The organism is uncultured Mobiluncus sp., assembly GCF_947087965.1.
In the GTDB taxonomy this organism is placed as follows: domain Bacteria; phylum Actinomycetota; class Actinomycetes; order Actinomycetales; family Actinomycetaceae; genus Mobiluncus.
This window is the reverse complement of the sequence record NZ_CAMUES010000003.1, coordinates 79,557-96,473: the sequence shown is the minus strand read 5'-3', so window position 1 is coordinate 96,473 and position 16,917 is coordinate 79,557. Positions and strand designations below refer to the sequence as shown.

16 protein-coding genes are annotated in these 16,917 nt (G+C 58.8%); 9 read left to right on the top strand and 7 right to left on the bottom strand.

What is annotated here, in order from left to right; all coding sequences use genetic code 11:
* Positions 1–48 precede the first annotated feature (48 nt).
* The 4 genes from Q0V70_RS04390 (at position 49) to Q0V70_RS04375 (ending at position 2,242) form a co-directional block, all read left to right on the top strand.
* Positions 49–231, top strand: a complete 183-nt coding sequence (locus Q0V70_RS04390; protein WP_022865466.1) for a helix-turn-helix domain-containing protein — start codon at positions 49–51, stop codon at positions 229–231.
* A 170-nt stretch (positions 232–401) separates the two neighbouring features.
* Positions 402–1,424, top strand: coding sequence for a DUF4192 domain-containing protein (locus Q0V70_RS04385; protein ID WP_038610815.1), 1,023 nt, complete (start codon positions 402–404; stop codon positions 1,422–1,424).
* Positions 1,425–1,583: 159 nt separating this feature from the next.
* Positions 1,584–1,727: a hypothetical protein gene (locus Q0V70_RS04380; RefSeq protein WP_016456431.1), complete on the top strand. Its 144-nt coding sequence runs from the start codon at positions 1,584–1,586 to the stop codon at positions 1,725–1,727.
* Positions 1,728–1,816: 89 nt separating this feature from the next.
* A complete protein-coding gene (locus Q0V70_RS04375) occupies positions 1,817–2,242 on the top strand; it encodes a single-stranded DNA-binding protein (RefSeq protein WP_016456430.1) in 426 nt (141 codons plus the stop codon).
* Positions 2,243–2,811: 569 nt separating this feature from the next.
* On the opposite strand, the gene Q0V70_RS04370 is transcribed toward Q0V70_RS04375, so the two are convergent.
* Positions 2,812–4,143 (bottom strand): hypothetical protein, encoded by a 1,332-nt coding sequence (locus Q0V70_RS04370; RefSeq protein WP_016456429.1) that lies wholly within the window; start codon positions 4,141–4,143, stop codon positions 2,812–2,814.
* Positions 4,144–4,371: 228 nt separating this feature from the next.
* Between Q0V70_RS04370 and Q0V70_RS04365 the strand changes: the two genes are divergently transcribed.
* Positions 4,372–4,494: a hypothetical protein gene (locus Q0V70_RS04365; RefSeq protein ID WP_297588814.1), complete on the top strand. Its 123-nt coding sequence runs from the start codon at positions 4,372–4,374 to the stop codon at positions 4,492–4,494.
* Between the two features lie 1,184 nt (positions 4,495–5,678).
* On the opposite strand, the gene Q0V70_RS04360 is transcribed toward Q0V70_RS04365, so the two are convergent.
* Complete coding sequence (locus tag Q0V70_RS04360; RefSeq protein WP_024058949.1) at positions 5,679–5,978, bottom strand: hypothetical protein; 300 nt, start codon at positions 5,976–5,978, stop codon at positions 5,679–5,681.
* A 171-nt stretch (positions 5,979–6,149) separates the two neighbouring features.
* A complete protein-coding gene (locus tag Q0V70_RS04355; RefSeq protein ID WP_024058948.1) occupies positions 6,150–6,458 on the bottom strand; it encodes a helix-turn-helix domain-containing protein in 309 nt (102 codons plus the stop codon).
* Between the two features lie 2,206 nt (positions 6,459–8,664).
* On the opposite strand from Q0V70_RS04355, the gene erm reads away from it, so the two are divergent.
* The gene (erm, locus tag Q0V70_RS04350; protein ID WP_016456425.1) at positions 8,665–9,519 is read left to right on the top strand and encodes a 23S ribosomal RNA methyltransferase Erm; all 855 of its coding nucleotides are present in this window, start codon (positions 8,665–8,667) and stop codon (positions 9,517–9,519) included.
* Between the two features lie 70 nt (positions 9,520–9,589).
* Here erm and Q0V70_RS04345 read toward each other — a convergent pair whose 3' ends face one another.
* The 3 genes from Q0V70_RS04345 to Q0V70_RS04335 form a co-directional block, all read right to left on the bottom strand.
* Entirely contained in the window at positions 9,590–9,943 is a 354-nt protein-coding gene (locus Q0V70_RS04345; protein WP_016423158.1) for a type IIL restriction-modification enzyme MmeI, read from the bottom strand.
* Between the two features lie 629 nt (positions 9,944–10,572).
* The gene (gene hypD, locus Q0V70_RS04340; protein ID WP_297588807.1) at positions 10,573–11,721 is read right to left on the bottom strand and encodes a hydrogenase formation protein HypD; all 1,149 of its coding nucleotides are present in this window, start codon (positions 11,719–11,721) and stop codon (positions 10,573–10,575) included.
* Positions 11,722–11,789: 68 nt separating this feature from the next.
* A complete protein-coding gene (locus Q0V70_RS04335; protein ID WP_297588804.1) occupies positions 11,790–12,059 on the bottom strand; it encodes a HypC/HybG/HupF family hydrogenase formation chaperone in 270 nt (89 codons plus the stop codon).
* A gap of 78 nt (positions 12,060–12,137) precedes the next feature.
* Here Q0V70_RS04335 and hypE point away from each other — a divergent pair, with 78 nt between their 5' ends.
* Entirely contained in the window at positions 12,138–13,289 is a 1,152-nt protein-coding gene (gene hypE / locus Q0V70_RS04330) for a hydrogenase expression/formation protein HypE (RefSeq protein ID WP_297588802.1), read from the top strand.
* Positions 13,290–13,353: 64 nt separating this feature from the next.
* On the opposite strand, the gene hypF is transcribed toward hypE, so the two are convergent.
* A complete protein-coding gene (gene hypF, locus Q0V70_RS04325; RefSeq protein WP_297588800.1) occupies positions 13,354–15,648 on the bottom strand; it encodes a carbamoyltransferase HypF in 2,295 nt (764 codons plus the stop codon).
* A 118-nt stretch (positions 15,649–15,766) separates the two neighbouring features.
* On the opposite strand from hypF, the gene Q0V70_RS04320 reads away from it, so the two are divergent.
* Positions 15,767–16,117, top strand: coding sequence for a hydrogenase maturation nickel metallochaperone HypA (locus Q0V70_RS04320; RefSeq protein ID WP_297588797.1), 351 nt, complete (start codon positions 15,767–15,769; stop codon positions 16,115–16,117).
* 1 nt (position 16,118) lies between these two features.
* Complete coding sequence (gene hypB, locus Q0V70_RS04315) at positions 16,119–16,907, top strand: hydrogenase nickel incorporation protein HypB (RefSeq protein WP_297588794.1); 789 nt, start codon at positions 16,119–16,121, stop codon at positions 16,905–16,907.
* Positions 16,908–16,917: the final 10 nt, after the last annotated feature.

Sequence of the window (16,917 nt, the reverse complement as noted above, 5' to 3'; positions counted from 1 at the left end):
TAGCTCGACACTCAGCGTGACCTTCTTGTCCAGCGCACCCGTGAGGGCGTGGCGCACGCCCGCGCCCAGGGCAGGGTCGCCGGCCCCAAACCGAAGCTCGACCAAGAACAAGCCCAGATCGCCAAGGAGCTTATTGAGGGCGGCAAGTCCGTCAGTGCAGTAGCCAGGACATTCAACGTCTCGCGGCCGACGATCTATCGCGCTCTCAAGCGCATCGAAGCCGACGCCTAAGCACAGGCTGCGTCGCTAGCGCTCGCACCCGGCGAGAAGGCACCAGGCTGCGCTAGCGACGCCCGGCGCACAAAGGCACTGTACTGCTGGGATACGCCTGCGACCGGCAGAGCCGGGCCGAATACGGGATTGACCACATACACCCCGTATTCGTGCAAAGGAGCACTGCCATGTCCACTCATTCCCACACGCTTGCATCTCACGGCGAGATCCTTGCGAACCTCCCCGGCATCCTCGGCTTCTACCCGAACAACTCGCTGATCCTCGCGTTCTTCGTCGACGACGAGGGCGTCGACACCGTCCGCCTCGGCCCGGTCGCACGGTTCGACCTGGACGAGGCCGTGGAGAAGCTCAACGAGAGCCGCGAGCGGTTCGCAGCGTGGGTCCACCACCTCGAACTCGACGCAGTTATCGCGTACATGATCAGCGATGACATTGCGCAACCGGTCTTCGACGAGACGGCCACGTACCTCACCAGCGGGGCAGTGCACCTACCGCCGCTGCTCGGGGTGGTGCAGGTGCCCGAAATCGTCACCGGGGCCGCGTGGTGGTCTGTGTACCAGCATCCGCTCATCGACGAGCCACGCCACGGCGTTGTCGGCGAGGTCGCCGCATCGGCGGCGCTTCAGCAGATGCTAGAGCACACCGGAGAGCTGCCGGAGCCGAGCAAAGACGACATCGAAGCACGGTTGAACAGCACCGATCACGGCATCGACGCTGCCGAGCACGCCGACATCATCGAAGACGCGCTGGCGTATATCCCGCCCATGTTCGCGGACGTGCTGCAGCGTGAATACGAGCAGGCGGCGGCAGGGATCACCCAGCCGAGCACTCGTGCTGTTCGGTCTGCGCTGAAATGCTTCACCACGCCGCGCTTGCGAGACACGCTGCTCGCAGCGCTGCTCGATGAGCCGCAGGCTGGCCTTGCGTTCATAGAGCAGGTTATGCGCGCTGTCCCGACCAGCTGGCCGGGGATGCGGGCGCAGCTCACCGCCACTGTTGCCGTGCTCGCTCACGCCACAGGCCAGCCGGGACTAGCTGGCGTGGCTGCGCAGCGAGCCACCGAGATCGGACCAGACGAGAATTTCCCGTCTCTGGTGGCCAAGCTGACCGACATTGGCCAGGGCGAGCGGATGGTCGAACTCGTCCGCGAGGGCGCTGAGAAGACCCGCACGATCTTGTTCACCGAGTAGCACCACACACCCCGTTGCAGCGATGCAACGGGGTTTCTTTTTCTCGCGGGGCCGTGGCCAGCAGAGATGCACACCTAGCGGGGCGGGGGAGAACCCCCTAGACAGCAGAGCTGTCTCCAACAGACGGATTGACCATCCATCCGAACAAGGAGGCACCTGATGCGCGACATCACCCACACCGACCTGGAACTGCTCTACCAGCTCGCCGACGGCATCGACGGCGAGGACGCCGATCCGGGCGCAGCACAAGAACTGCGCGACCTAGAGGCGGCAGGCACACCGCTGCCCTGGGCAGTGCTGTAACGACAGCTCAACCCCCGCAGCGGCAAAGCCGCTGCTTAAGTACCCAAATTGCACGGCAAATCACACCCACTCACGTAAGGAGAACCATCATGTCCAACCCCTTCAACAACGGCACCATCGTCGGCAACGCAGCTCGCGCACCCAAGCTGTTCGAGCACGCAAACGGCGGCGCGACGGTGAAGCTCAGCGTCTATGCGCGCAACACCTTCAAGAACAAGTCCACCGGCAAGGTGGAAAGCGAGATCGTGGAGCTGACCGGCTACGTCCAGGACGCCGCGAACCCCGGTGTGTTCGGCTGCATCGGCTCCGGCGATCGCGTTGCGGTGAGCTACTCGCTCAAGACCGACGTCTACACCGACAAGGACGGTGTGAAGCAGTACCCGCTGGTGGCGCGCATCGACACGGTGCAGCTGATCGATTCCAAGAAGGAGTCCGCTGCTCGCGCTGCCCGTCGCGGAGGCGAGGCGGCGACCGCCGCCCTGGCTGGCGCTGAGGGCGAAGAAGTACCGTTCTAACTACGAAACCCCGCAGGGAAACCTGCGGGGTTATTTTTTCAACCATTTCACACGCCAATTTGCTGCGAATCACTTGTGCAGTTTTACGGTGCAGTGGTGCGGTGCTTTTACTGGCGTTTCTGCTGCGCAACTCACTGCACTATGTAGTGTCTGTGACATTTCATTAACACGTAGGTTGCACTGTGTATTGGGCACCCATTTCATCGACACGTTTACTGCGCAATCAAATGCCCTGTCACTTTAATGACATGTGAATTGGGCAGTGAAGTGGTTTGTCATCCTATTGACACCTTTACTACGCAACAGAATGACAACGACATTCTGTCGGCCCTTCTACGGACATCTCTTCTGCGCAGCACATGCCCCGTCGTACACACCGACGTGCTGCGCACTATCTCCGCCACTCAACAGGCCAATTCACTGCGCAACGTAGTGACACCGGCCCCGCCTAGCCGAGATTTCTTCGATTTTCGCTGAATATCAGCCGTTTACCCGCCGCCAATGACCTACGACGCCGACGGCCCCCTGTTAGGCCCGCAGAAGGCCGTACAGGGCAGGGGAGAGCAGTGCTACAACTCCATACCGCCATCACGATCACGCTGCTGTTGCTGCTGGCGGCGCTTCTCGATGCGCTCGCGTGCACGCTGCTGCGCCCCGCCCTTCTTGCCTGAGGTCTGCGACTGCCTGAACAGCGTGTAACGCTCAAGCAACTCTGGGCTGCGATGCAGTTCTTGCACCAGGAACTTCTTATCCAAGTGCTCCAACTGTTGTCCTGACTTCACCGCTTCTTCGATGATGATGGCGGCTTCATCTTCGGCGTCCGTGTGCGCGTTGCGGCGGATCTGATCAGCCTCATCGCGGGCATCCTTGCGCGTTACTGCAGCGTCGCGTGTGGCCTCGTCGCGGATGCTCGTGGCCTCATCTCGTGCTTTGCTGCGGATCGTCTCGGCGTCGCGCTCAGCCTGCTTACGGGCCTCGTCGGTCTTGCGAGTGATCGTCTCTGCTTCGCTGCGAGCTGCGGCTGTAATATCGCCCGCCTTGGCCCGCGCAGTCTCTTCGGCTCGTTCGAGCAGCTCGTCTGCTTGCGCTTCGGCCAGGCCCAACTCCTGCTCAGCATCCTTGCGTGCTTCGCTGCGGATCTCTTCGGCTTCTTGCTCGGCCTTCTCGCGTGCTTCCTTGAGCACACGCTCGGCAACCTCGCGAGCCTGTGCTTCAGCATTCTCCTGTACGCGCTGGGCTGCTTCGCGGGCTTCTTGCGCCTGTTCAAGTTCCTTAGCAGCCTGCTCGCGGTCACGATCAATTGCGTCCATGTCGCGCTGCACGGATCGCTTCTTGACTTCCACATCATCCTCGCGCTTGGCGAGATCGCGCTCCCGGTCTTGTTGCTCGGTGTAGCGGTCGAGGTTGAGTGACTCGTCATGACGTTCGGAGACTTCTAGTTCCACCGGATAGCCGAGCGAGTGCATGTGTTCGCGCAGGCCCCGTTGCGCGTCGATGAACTTCTGGTTACCCGAGATCTGCTTGCCCTTCTTCGGGCCGGATGTGTACCGCACTGAGGTGTCAGTGTTGTACGCGATGCCGGGGCGGCAACGGAGCTTGTCGGGATCTTCGGGCTTCGGTGAGAACGTATCCGCCTGGAACTGGATGTGTGGCGTTGATTCGTCAAAGTTCATATCACCGCCAGCGACTGCGTCGATACCGCCGGGGATGAAGTTTTCTGCAAGCCAGCGCATTGACTCTTCGAGGTACTGCTTTGCTTCCTCGTAGTCGCGGGCGACATAGCGCGGACGTTTCACTTCGCGCCCGTCCACCTCACTGGTGTAGTAGTCGGGGATCTCCTTGCACATCGACTTCGGCAGATACACGACGAACAGCGACGTCTTGAAACTGTTCTTCTGCACGCGCACTCCGTCCATCCGAGGCGTCTACGGCCGCCACAGGGCCGTACAGCCGTGGCCCACAAAGATGAACCAATCGGGTCGCGGCGCTACACATTTACATCAACAGCTGCCGCTGGATCTGCTGCGAGCGGGCGCTCGCGAAACACACGTCGCTGGCGGTGCTCATTACATGCGCTTGCGCGCATATCTCCGCCGCGAGCGTGATGCGTCTGCACCGATACTGTGCTTATGGCACGGGCCGATATGGAGTGTGTTACTCAGCCCGTGTCGTTACCCCCGCAGCAGCATCAACACCGCCTGGCGGCGGATGGCTCGCTGCGGGATTTGGAACACCCTGCAATGACCGCCTGACGGCGGTGCCAGAGTGCAGGGTGTCGCTGCGCGCACCACGTAAACAATGTCGGTCTTGCCGTTCGGTTAGACACCTTGCGCTCGCAAGCTCGCTGCAGGTGTCTCGATGACGCGGGAACACGCCGCAAGCGGCGTTTCCACCCGTCATCGGCCCTTACTTTAAGACCGACATACAGTGGCTGACGCCGCATGTGGTGCGCACAGCGTGGCGACCTGCAGGTTTTGCGTAGGCACCATGTGCGCTTCGCGCATCAACGGGCCGTTTCGGGTAAGGGTCGAAGACCGCATTAAGACCCGAAACACGCAGGTCGCAGCCCCCTTCTGTGTCAAAACCCCTATATGTTTGTCGTTATAGGGGTAGAAGGGGGAAAAGGGCATAAGGGGGTGCGACGCCTCCGCTGCGCTCCGGCGCTCGGCATAGCCGAGGCACTGCACCGGGTATTACTACTCGCTGGCGCTCGCATAACCCGGTGCCCGGCGCTGGCGCGCCGCCCCCTACAGCCCCAGTCTCAGACCTCGCTCGCTCGGTCTGGCTGGTGCTGTCTTGCCCTCCGCCTGCGCTCCGGTCAAGATGCCCAATAGTGCAGCTGGCGCTGCACCTTATGTGATGACCCATGCTCCGTATCACGACACTGCCGGCAATCCGATATATCCCGTTGATATACATTCGGATATGCCAGCATCGATGTGTCGTGTTTGGGTCATCACGAAACGCTCCATAACGGCAAGCCTGCCGAGATGGATATTGGCGTATCTCACGACGCGTCCATTATGCGGCGTCCGCCGCATACCATCTGCCGTCGCGGTCACAACTTCAGCAGCACAGCTGCTGAAATCTGCTCTGTCCACGCTGCTGTCTTTGCTGCACCCACGGCCCCGTCTTCGGCATATTTCAAGTCCACACAAGACTATGCCGGCCAGAACCGCGCATAACAGCAGCGCGACATACCGCCAGCCATGTGGCGGATGATCCAGGCGACGGGGCAGACGTGTATATGCCCCGTCGCCGATACCGGCGCAAGCATCGTGACAGTGTCACGTGTAGCGGTGCCGCAGCCACCCGCACACACGCGAAAACCCCGCCCTTGCGAGCGGGGTGTGTGGCGACATCAAACGTGACGGCTGTACGTCGTCACGCCGCGTGGCCGTACACACATGAGGTGATTGCGTGTACGGCTAAAGGGTTAGTCGGGTACAACTTCTAGATGCCGCTTCGGCTTACTGCCCTCGGTGCTCTCAGGCGTGTCGCCGTCACCGTTCTCAGGTGTATCGCTGTCCCCTTCGGTGCTGGCGGACTTGTCACCGTCCCCTTCGGTGCTGGCGGACTTGTCACCGTCGAGATTCACCTCGAACTCTTCGGCATACTTGCGCAACTGCGCAAGGCGCTCCTTTGTCGCTTTGTGTGCACGGCGCGCCTCGTTCACGGTATCTTTTGCTTGCTGCTCATCGCGCAGCGCTGCTGCGTAATCGTCTCTGAAAGACATGGTTTGTTCTCCTTGGTTGAATGAACTGTTTATTTGGACTCGGGGCACGACGGTGGAGCGCGCGTGTGTAGTAGCACGGCCATCACCCATCAGCCCTCGCACTCAGTTCAAGACCCAGCCTGACTAGCTGAGCTAAGCGGCGGGATCTCGTCGTAGGCGGGTTTGTCCGCATTAGTGCTTCACACCGCCCAGCACCGTGACGAGCTGCTGGCGCTGCTCATCTGTCAGTTGGGGCGCTGCATTCACGACGGCATCGACGAAGCCGTCGAATAGCTGCGGGGCAGGGCGGCGTGCGGCCGCGAGGTAGGCGTCGAGATCGTCTTGGCGAATCCGATAGGCGGTGCCGAAACGGTGGAATGAAAGACGGCCCTCTTTAATAGCTTTTCGCAACGTGGACTCGGAGCCGACGCCGAGATCGGCGAGTTCCTGCAGCGTGTAAAAGCGTGGCGCGACGGCGGTAGTCGTGTCCTTTTCGGACATAGAAAAACGCTCCTGGGCAGATTGATCTGTCCCGGAGCGGGGTGCTTTACCGGCTTGCTATTCAGGCGGCTTGGAGTGCCGTGCTCAACTCGCTAGAACGGTGGTCTGCCGTCCCATCGCTTTACGGGAGCGCTTACTCCCTACCTGACCGCTTTTGTGGTTGGCAATGCCGTTGCCGACCGGTCTATCTCGTCGGAGGAACCGCGCCTATCACGGTCGAGAGGCTGTCTCTTTATGAATTATCCTCGGGGTTATCCCCCGTATGCGGCTGGCTAAACCAAAAACGAATTAAAACGCCACATACGGTCTGGGGGCCATCGTACGGAACTTATGCGTCGCGCACAATAGCCTGCGACCTAATCTTTACGAATCGAACCGAGCACGTTTCTACACGCCACGTGGCACGGCTGGGGTGTTGTGGTGGGGCAGCTGTTGTGTGGCGGCATGGTGACACGCAAGGGGCGCGCCTTTTTATGACCTGTGACACGTCTGTAGCGCGCTCGTTTCGTAGTTTTGACCTCGTTTCGTAATTTGCCGATCAAAATACGAAAAAATTACGAAACGCTCTACCTGCGGTTTCGTGATTTCCGCAAACGAAAGGAACAAAACTACGAAACACGCGATAACGCTGTGACCTGCATAGACACGTCACATTTCGGCGGTGTTTCGTAATTTTGCGGTATTTCGACCCAAACCTTTTAAGAGAGAGACACAGACACACATTACGGGCACATGTCTACGACATAGACCGTCCTCATTGAGGGCACGCTGCAGGGGTTGCAGCTATGTGACACGGCCGGGATGCTGCGTCACGGTGACACGCAAGGGGCGCGCCTTTTTATGACCTGTGACACGTCTGTAGCGCGCTCGTTTCGTAGTTTTGACCTCGTTTCGTAATTTGCCGATCAAAATACGAAAAAATTACGAAACGCTCTACCTGCGGTTTCGTGATTTCCGCAAACGAAAGGAACAAAACTACGAAACACGCGATAACGCTGTGACCTGCATAGACACGTCACATTTCGGCGGTGTTTCGTAATTTTGCGGTATTTCGACCCAAACCTTTTAAGAGAGAGACACAGACACGCATTGCAGGCACATGTCTACGACACAGAGCGTCCTCGTTGAGGGCACGCTGCAGGGGTTGCAGCTATGTGACACGGCCGGGATACTGCCACGCTGCAACACGTCCGTGGCGCGCCGTTGTGTGACACGCAACACAGGTGTTGTGTGTTCGTTTCGTAGTTTTGACCTCGTTTCGTAATTTGCCGATCAAAATACGAAAAAATTACGAAACGCTCTACCTGCGGTTTCGTGATTTCCGCAAACGAAAGGAACAAAACTACGAAACACGCGATAACGCTGTGACCTGCATAGACACGTCACATTTCGGCGGTGTTTCGTAATTTTGCGGTATTTCGACCCAAACCTTTTAAGAGAGAGACACAGACACGCATTGCAGGCACATGTCTACGACACAGAGCGTCCTCGTTGAGGGCACGCTGCAGGGGTTGCAGCTATGTGACACGGGACACAATCGCAATCAAGGTGTCTCTTCTTATTTAGATTTTCTTCAAAAAGTGGAAAAATTACGAAACGAAAACCATTTACGCTGCTCAACGTATGTTTTTGTGTTTCGTAGTTTTGTTCTTTTCGTTTACGAGATTACGAAATGACCCGCAAATACCTACCGTGACCTGCGGTGATGTGTTTCGTATTTTTCTGCGTAATTTCACGTCGCCCGAAGCAGACACCCTGCCGTGTGCTTGCTGCAGGGCTGCGGCCGTCCCTCCATGTGGAGCGTCAGTGTCGATGCTGTAACTTAAACGTACATACATTTGTGGCGCTCTCGTTACGTGTCTGTGCATTGCCGAGCTCTTTACTGTTGTGTGTGGGCGCGCAGCCGTAGTGTCCGTGCCACTCCGAGTAGGGCGCGTCGTACCCCAAACCCATGTTCAATTAAATTCCAATCCAGAGAGGTCTTGCACTGTTGCGGTGCGGTTGTCTTCTTTCTCACCGTATTGGACCCTGCGAAATTAATTGGATACGATAGGCCCATGTTGATTTCAGGTTCCGTTTTCATGCGGCCGCTCACCAGCCGCTAAGGCGGTTTTCTCCCTCCCGCAGGTTAGAAACCGCTCCGGTCCTTTAGCCGGGCGGCCATTTGCCATGCCCGGCTCCGTTTCAACTCCACGGAGCACACCTGATGTCTACATACGGATACGGCCGTCACGAACATGGCCAAAATTTTCTCACAGACCACAAGATCATCAACTCCATCGTCGATCTTGTAAAACAAACCTCCGGCCCCATCATTGAGATCGGGCCAGGAAGCGGTGCCCTCACTCACCCGATATCCCACTTGGGGAGGGCAATAACGGCAGTTGAGGTAGACGCAAAACTAGCTGCCAAACTCACAAAAAAGACCGCCTCGGCGTCGGTCGAAGTGGTCCATGATGATTTCCTCAACTTCCCGTTACCCGCCACTCCCTGCGTCATTGTGGGAAACATTCCCTTTCACCTCACCACTGCCATTCTTCGAAAGTTGTTGCATGCGCCGGCATGGACTGCCGCTGTACTCCTCATGCAGTGGGAAGTCGCTCGCCGCCGGGCCGGGGTAGGTGCAAGCACGATGATGACAGCTCAGTGGTCCCCATGGTTCACGTTTCACCTTGGTTCCCGAGTACCAAGGTCTGCTTTCCGGCCACAGCCAAACGTTGACGGGGGGATCTTAGTGATCCGCCGGGTGGGTGACCCGAAGATCCCGATAGAGCAACGCAAAGCCTTTCAGGCGATGGTGCACACCGTTTTCACCGCCCGGGGACGCGGGATAGGGGAAATTCTCCGAAGGGCAGGGTTGTTTTCATCACGTTCAGAGACACAATCATGGTTGCGCTCGCGAGGAATCGACCCCGCAACCCTACCTCCCAGATTGCACACCAGCGACTGGATCGATCTCTTCCAGGTGACTGGTTCCTCTTCACCGCGCCATCGGCCCATTTCACAATCGGGAAGTAGTCAACGCCCTCCTCAACGGAAAAATCGAGGCCGGCGGCGGTAATCCCCCCACCACCAAAACCGAAATCCACCAGTAGTAGTGAACGACCCATGTTCGTCTACCGTGAGCCGCGTTATGGCAGTGACGTGTTCTCGTCGGGCACAGTCATAGTTCCCGGCGTTGCCAGCGACAGGGTTCTACACCCAGCAGCGGGACCGATCAAAATCACCCGCACGGGGAACGACCCTGCTGGTGGTTTCGATTTTGATGAAAGCGAGGAGACATAGCCCCTCGCCAACTCCCCGTAGCTGGCGAACAGTAGCTCCTGGCGCTGGCGCTCGTTGGTGAGTTTGCGTGCCACATCGAAAGCCTTATCGACTTCCCGGTCCAAGTTGTTGTGAGCCTTGAGCAGAATTGGGTCCATCGATAACGGGTTGTAGTGCTCCGCGAGTGACCGCTGGGGGTGCCGCTCGCGTGCCCGCAGCACCAACTGTCCAGCGTCGATGATTCGCTGCTGCGCCTTCTCATCTAGTTCACACAGAGCTGGTCCGCAGTTGTAGCTCCCGATGTACTCCGAAAAACGGAAAAAATAAATAGTGGGGATACATCAACCTTCCACTTTCCATTCTTCCGGCTCAGAGTATTGAGGGGTCTGGGACCGGGTCCGTAAACCCTTTATGTTTTTCGCGCACAGCGGTTTTTAGCGACGCACCCTATAGGTTTTCCGCAGAACCTATATGTGTTTCTGTGCACCCCCATATGTTGTCTGTTTCTAGCGGTATTTCGTTGTACTTTGCGCATCGAATAGTTATTTATCGACGACACTCCGTCGAGTTCAAGTTCAACGTCTAGCCCTCGCGGACAATTTCGCGGAAAACTGCGCACACTTGGGTGGGCACTGCTTGCTTCAGGGTTTACCAGCCAAACTGCGTGCAAAACCCGGCTCTTACTGCGGAACAGGGAAGTATCAAGCGCGGGTACAAATCAAGACGCACAAAATATCCTTTAGCCCACGAGCGAGGGGGGCGTTGCTAATTCGTGATTAAATCGGGGTTGCTGGTTATATAAGCCAGCAACCCCGATTTAATCACCGATTTCATACCGCTCAGCGCGAACCTAGTCCTCTATCACGATGGCGTGGGCGGTTTCTCGGTCGATACGTCCGAAGTTATAGAACGCGGCACAGGCCCCTTCGGGGGAAACCATGCAGGTCCCGATGGGTTTCTCGGGCGAACACGCGGTGCCGAACACTTTGCATTCCCACGGTTTAATCCGCCCGGTCAACACGGAACCGCATTCGCAGGCCGGCGGGTCAGGCACCCGCTGGCCGGGAACGTCAAACAGCCGCTCGGCATCCCAGGCGGCGAACTCCTCAGAAATCCCCATGCCGGAATAAGGCATCCACCCCAAGCCGCGCCACTCGAACGTGTCGCGGGTGGCAAACACACGATTGAGCAACCGCAAAGCCGCCGGGTTCCCGCCATCGCGCACGACCCGGGAATACTGGTTTTCCACCCGAGCCTCGCCGCGGTCTACCGCTCCGCTGGTGTACTGGTCAATGAGCATCGCCACGGACTGCAAAATATCCAACGGCTCAAAACCGGTCACGACCACGGGCTTGTTGTATTCCTCGGGCAGGAATTTGAACGCGTCAGACCCCACCACGGTACCAACGTGACCCGGCCCGATAAATCCGTCAACCCGGGTCTCATCAGCACCAACAATAGCTCGCAAGGGCGGCTCAATTTTGACGTGGTTGGAAAACACGGAAAAGTTCCGCACCTGCTGTTTCTGAGCTGCCACCAGGGTCACCGCCGTGGAAGGCGCGGTCGTTTCAAACCCGATAGCAAAGAAAACGACCTGTTTATCCGGGTTTTCTTTGGCAATCTTGAGGGCATCTAACGGGGAATACACGAACCGCACATCGCAACCGCGCGCACGAGCCTGCAACAAGGACTCTTTTGAACCGGGAACCCGCATCATGTCCCCGAAAGTCGTCAAAATCACGTCCGGCTGATTCGCCAGCCACAGTGCGTCGTCCACTCGTCCCATCGGAATAACGCAGACCGGGCAGCCGGGACCGTGGATAAACTGGACGTTTTCCGGCAGCAAATGCTCCAACCCGTGGCGGTAAATCGTGTGGGTGTGGCCTCCGCAAATCTCCATAAACGCCAGCGGGCGTTCAAAATGGGCGGCCTCGGCATTGATGCGCCCGACCAGTTTCCGGGCGAACTCGGGGTCGCGAAATTCGTCAACGTACTTCATCTCGTGATTGCTCTCTTCTCGACAGATTCCTCGACAGACTTCCGTGCAGGCGTTGGGAACAGGGTGCCCTAGTCCACCGAAGTCGTCTTAAACTGTTCCAGTTCACTCTCAAACTGGCCCAGTTTTTTAATTTGATCCAGAGTGGTGGCGGCTTCCGCAGCGTCAATCTTGGACATGGCGAAACCAACGTGCACCAGCACCCAATCGCCAATCTTAACGTCCTCTTCCATCAGCAAATCCGTGGAAATCATGCGTTCCACCCCGGACAGGGACACTTTCGCCCGTCCGCTTTCCGCCTCGTCAAATGCCACAATCTCGGCAGGCACTCCCAAACACATAGGCTGTCCCCTTTCAATCTACCTTTCCAGGTTACTTGCATTTTCCCAGTCCGTCCAAAAGATGAAAAGGCGAGTCGTTTGTGCGATTATCAATGTGTGGATCCGAAAAACCGCCTGAATACAGATGAAGTGCAAGTGAACTCGAATATCGCGCGGGTACGCCGCCGCGGAATGCAGCTGAAAGACGACTACGTGACGCTTTCTCACGGGGCAGGGGGCAAGGCTTCAGCAGCCCTGGTCGAGCAGGTGTTCGTTACCGGGTACGGCAACGAAGTCCTCGAGGAACTGACTGACGCCGGGGTGCTTCCCCTAGCCGAACTGCTCACGGGTTTGACCGGGGAGGGCACAAGCCCGGTGGGCGGCAAGCTCGCGATGTCTACCGATTCCTATGTGGTCAATCCGCTGGTTTTCCCCGGTGGCTCCATCGGGGAACTGGCGGTGAACGGGACAGTCAACGATTTGGCGGTCAGCGGGGCTATTCCGAAAGTCATCAGCGCCGGTTTCATCCTGGAAGAAGGGCTGCCCATCGCGGATTTGCGCCGGGAAGTCCAGGCGATGCACGACGCTGCCGAGGCAGCGGGGGTGCGGATTATCACTGGCGACACCAAAGTCGTGCCCCAGGGTAGCGGCGACAAGCTGTTCATCAACACGGCCGGAGTCGGAATTGTACCGGCCGGCAGGGAACTGGGCGCCAGCAAAGTACAGCGCGGGGACCGCCTGATTGTATCCGGCGCGATTGCTGACCATGGTATGTCGGTCATGATGGCGCGGGGTGACCTGGCCATTCAGGCCCCCATCAAATCCGATACCAGGGCGGTCAATCACCTGGTCGAAGCCCTAATCGAGGCGGTTCCGGAGACCCGCTGGATGCGTGACGCAACCCGCGGCGGCTTGGGAACCGTGTTGAATGAGCTGGCAATTGCGACCGGCTGGGGCATCGCCATCGAGGACGAAGCCGTGCCGGTACACGAGATGACCCGCGGAGCGTGCGACATGTTGGGGATCGACCCGATTTATGTCGCTAACGAGGGCATGTTTGTGGCGGTGGTTCCGGCTGACCAGGCCGATGCGGCCGTGGCGGCGCTGCGGAAACTACCCGGCGGCGAGGAAGCGGCGAATATCGGCCGAGTCGTGTCCAAACCGGAGTCCTCGGTCGTGATGGTGACCGCGTTTTCCGGCACCCGCATGATAGATATGCTGGTAGGCGACCCGCTGCCGCGGATTTGCTGACCCAAAAAGCCTGTGAGAATCCCGGGTTACCCGCCCGAATTGTATTTACAGGTCAGAGTGCACCTCAGCACGCGCCGAGGACCGCCGCCCACGCTTGCCCCAGGCTCAAGCCCCCATCGTTGGGCGGCACGTTCTGGTGGGTCAGCACCCGGTATCCGCTATGCTCCAGGAAATCCACAAAGTGCCTGGTGAACAGTCGATTGAGGGCGACTCCGCCGGTCAATCCCACCGTTTTCGTATCGGCCGACACGGCAGCTTCACGGGCCTGGTTCCCCAGCAGCTGCGCCAAGCCCACATGAAAAGCCCAAGCCCGCTGCCCGACCGGCCGGTCAGCGTCACCCAACTGCTCGACGAGCTCCTGATAACTACCAACCTGCGGCAAGCCCGCCTCCGGGTGGGCATTTGCCCAGTCGGTAGCCACGTGCTCCAGCTCCATCGCGGCCTGAGCCTCATAGGTCACTTCGGTGCGAATCCCTAAAATCGCCGCGGCCGCATCGAACAGCCGTCCGCAACTGGTGGTTGCACTCACCCCGAAACCGCTGTCCAGCTGGCTTTTCACCAGTTCCAGTTCGGTTGATTTGCCTTGCCGCTCTCCGATTTCGGCGCTGATTGCCTCCGTAATCCAGTCCAGGCCCCAATCGTGGGCAATTCCCAACGCGGCACGCCAAGGATAGCGCACCGCCCGGTCGCCACCGACCAGGCTGAAAGTCGGCACGTGCGCACTTCTCTGCCACTGCGAACCCTCAATATTCAGGACTTCTCCGCCCCAAATGGTGCCGTCCGTCCCGTAGCCGGTGCCATCCACCGCCACCACAACCGCCGGGTCGAGCCAAGAATGTTCTGCCAACAGGGAATAGGCGTGGGCGACGTGATGCTGCACCTGGGCCAGTTCGATGTCGTGAGAGGTAGCAAAGCGCTCGGCCCAACTGACCGTGGAATAGTTTGGGTGCAGGTCACACACAACTTTTTCGGGTCGTTGCCGCTGGAAGTTCAGCATTTGGGTCACGGCCCGGTCAAACGCCTCCTGGCTGGCGAGCGTACCCATATCCCCGATATGCCCCGAAATATGCGCCCAGTTTCCGTTAGCTAAGCAGAACGTGTTTTTCAGTTCTCCACCCACCGCCAAAATCGGCACGGTGGCAGGTCGCGACAGCGCGACCGGTAGCGGCGCGTAACCCCGAGAGCGCCGCGAAGGAATGGTGACCTGCGAGTTTGCCAGGAATACAGAGTCCTCCATAGGCAGATGAATGTCGCGGTCGTGGAACACGAACGCATCGACAATTCCCGCCAGTCGCTCGGCAGCGTCTTGGTTCGTGAAACACAGCGGTTCGCCTGCCAGGTTTCCCGACGTCGCCACTAGTGCCATCTGGGCACATTCCCCGCTCAACAACTCCAGGTGCAGCGGCGCGTAGGGTAGCAAAATCCCCACGTCCCCCAACCCGGGGGCAATCGCGGGAGCCAGGTCATATTCCGGCCCGAACGGAGCAATCACAATCGGACGGGCGGCAGTCTGCAATGTCCGCAGCTGGTCCGCATCGAGCTGCGCCAGCCGGACGGCAACCGTAGCATCCGCCACCATGACGGCAAACGGCTTATCCCCCCGATCTTTGCGTTTCCGCAGCCGCGCGACCGCGGCTTCGTTGCGGGCGTCGCACATGAGGTGAAAGCCACCGATGCCTTTCACCGCCAGGATTTCTCCGGCACGCAGCCGCTGGCGAGCTTCGTCCAGAGCCGCAGCAATCAAAGGTCGGCGGTCCCCTTCTGGAGGCCACAAGTCTGGCGCATCTGCCGGGCTGACCCACAGCACTGGTCCGCAGTCGTAGCAGCTGACGGGCTGGGCATGATAGCGCCGGTTGGTCGGGTTTGTGTATTCCTGGTGACAAGCGGGGCACATGGGAAACTTCACCATAGTCGTGGTGTCGCGGTCATAAGGGAGGTCCACCATGATGGTGGCGCGTGGTCCGCAGTTCGTGCAGGTGGTGAAGGGGTAGCGGTAGCGTCGGTTCGTCGGGTCTGCCATTTCAGCTTGGCAGTCGGGACAGGTGGCGGTGTCCGGTGGTATCAGCGTACGGGCGCCGGAACGACGGCGGGAGGGCACAATCCGAAATTCAGTTTCGCCCTTCTGTTCGGGCAGGTCTGTGGACGCGCTGTGCAGCACGCTAGCCAGCGGAGGCAGGGTCGTCAGCATGGTTTCCATGAAACCGTCCACCGCCTCACGCGTGCCTTGGGCTTCGATAAACACCGACTCATCGTCGTTTCCGACAAAACCGGTGATGGGGAAGTGGGCGGCGACCTGAGCGACGTGTGGGCGGAAACCGACTCCCTGCACCACACCCCGCAACTCATACGCTCGGCGCATCTCTAACCTCCTGCCGCAATCTGGTTCACCCCTAAGCCTAGTAGTTCTGACGCCCTCGGGCAGAAAACGGTAAGGTGGAATGCGCCGCGAGGAACCCAAAACCTAGTGAGGAGACACTATGCACGAAGTCGCCCTGTCCCAGCAACTCGCTCGCGTGGTAGCGCGCGGGGCGGCGGGACGCGAAGTATTGTCTGTCCAGGTAGAAGTCGGGCATCTGCGTCAGGTCGTGCCCGAGGCGCTGCGTTTTGCCTGGAGCGCGGTGCGGAAAAACACCCTCCGAGGTCCCGCCGAACTGCAGATTACGGAAATCCCGGCAGTCGTCGTCTGTCGGGAATGCCAGGCGAAAACCCAGCTGGGTGAGTATCTGGATTTCCGTTGCGGCCAGTGTTCTTCCCATGAAGTCCAGACAATCAGCGGCGAAGAGTTTAGAGTGGTATCGATAGATGTCACGCCAGAGAGGAATCACTAACATGGGACGTTTTCATCGCCACGACGACGGCACAGTACACGAACATGACCACGGGGATCACCCCCACCACCACGACCACGGCGACTACGTGGCAGACCCGGAAGTTATCGGGGATCACTCGGGATACGACACCGAACGCGAACGCATCGAGATTCTGGAAGACATCTATGCGGAAAATGACCACTTAGCCCAGCACAATCGGGATTCTTTCGCCGCACACGGGGTGAAAGTCGTGAACCTCATGAGTTCACCAGGGTCGGGCAAGACGACTTTGCTGGAGCGCACTTTGGCGCAACTGCAAGGCAAACTGCGGGTTGGAATTATTGAAGGCGACATTGAGACGCCGTTGGACGCCGAGCGTTTGGGCGGTTACGGCGCCCAAATTTCCCTGTTGAATACCGGTCATGGTTTCGGTGGGGAATGTCACCTGGATGCCCCGATGGTGCATCATGCCCTGGACGACTTGGATCTCAGCCAGCTGGATCTGGTCATCATCGAGAATGTGGGCAACTTGGTGTGCCCGGCCGAATTTGATGTCGGCGAGACCGCGAAGGCCATGCTGTTCTCGATTACGGAGGGCGAGGACAAGCCGCTGAAGTATCCGGTCATGTTCCGCTCGGTGAAGATTGTGGTGGTGAACAAGATGGATTTGGCTCCCTACCTGAACTTCGACATGGACAAGTTCCGTGGCTACCTCGAACAGGTCAATCCGGACGTGAAGGTTATCGAGATTTCAGCCCAGAATGGCGACGGTGTCGATGCGTGGATTGACTGGCTGAAAGAACTTTGAATAAGTCATC

What these genes read in the sequence shown, in the direction of transcription:
- Q0V70_RS04385 (WP_038610815.1), top strand. Translation starts at nt 402, where the DNA reads ATGTCCACTCATTCCCACACGCTTGCATCTCACGGCGAGATCCTTGCG.
- Q0V70_RS04380 (WP_016456431.1), top strand. Translation starts at nt 1,584, where the DNA reads ATGCGCGACATCACCCACACCGACCTGGAACTGCTCTACCAGCTCGCC.
- Q0V70_RS04375 (WP_016456430.1), top strand. Translation starts at nt 1,817, where the DNA reads ATGTCCAACCCCTTCAACAACGGCACCATCGTCGGCAACGCAGCTCGC.
- Q0V70_RS04365 (WP_297588814.1), top strand. Translation starts at nt 4,372, where the DNA reads ATGGCACGGGCCGATATGGAGTGTGTTACTCAGCCCGTGTCGTTACCC.
- Q0V70_RS04360 (WP_024058949.1), bottom strand. Translation starts at nt 5,978, where the DNA reads ATGTCTTTCAGAGACGATTACGCAGCAGCGCTGCGCGATGAGCAGCAA.
- Q0V70_RS04355 (WP_024058948.1), bottom strand. Translation starts at nt 6,458, where the DNA reads ATGTCCGAAAAGGACACGACTACCGCCGTCGCGCCACGCTTTTACACG.
- erm (WP_016456425.1), top strand. Translation starts at nt 8,665, where the DNA reads ATGTCTACATACGGATACGGCCGTCACGAACATGGCCAAAATTTTCTC.
- hypD (WP_297588807.1), bottom strand. Translation starts at nt 11,721, where the DNA reads ATGAAGTACGTTGACGAATTTCGCGACCCCGAGTTCGCCCGGAAACTG.
- Q0V70_RS04335 (WP_297588804.1), bottom strand. Translation starts at nt 12,059, where the DNA reads ATGTGTTTGGGAGTGCCTGCCGAGATTGTGGCATTTGACGAGGCGGAA.
- hypF (WP_297588800.1), bottom strand. Translation starts at nt 15,648, where the DNA reads ATGCGCCGAGCGTATGAGTTGCGGGGTGTGGTGCAGGGAGTCGGTTTC.
- Q0V70_RS04320 (WP_297588797.1), top strand. Translation starts at nt 15,767, where the DNA reads ATGCACGAAGTCGCCCTGTCCCAGCAACTCGCTCGCGTGGTAGCGCGC.
- hypB (WP_297588794.1), top strand. Translation starts at nt 16,119, where the DNA reads ATGGGACGTTTTCATCGCCACGACGACGGCACAGTACACGAACATGAC.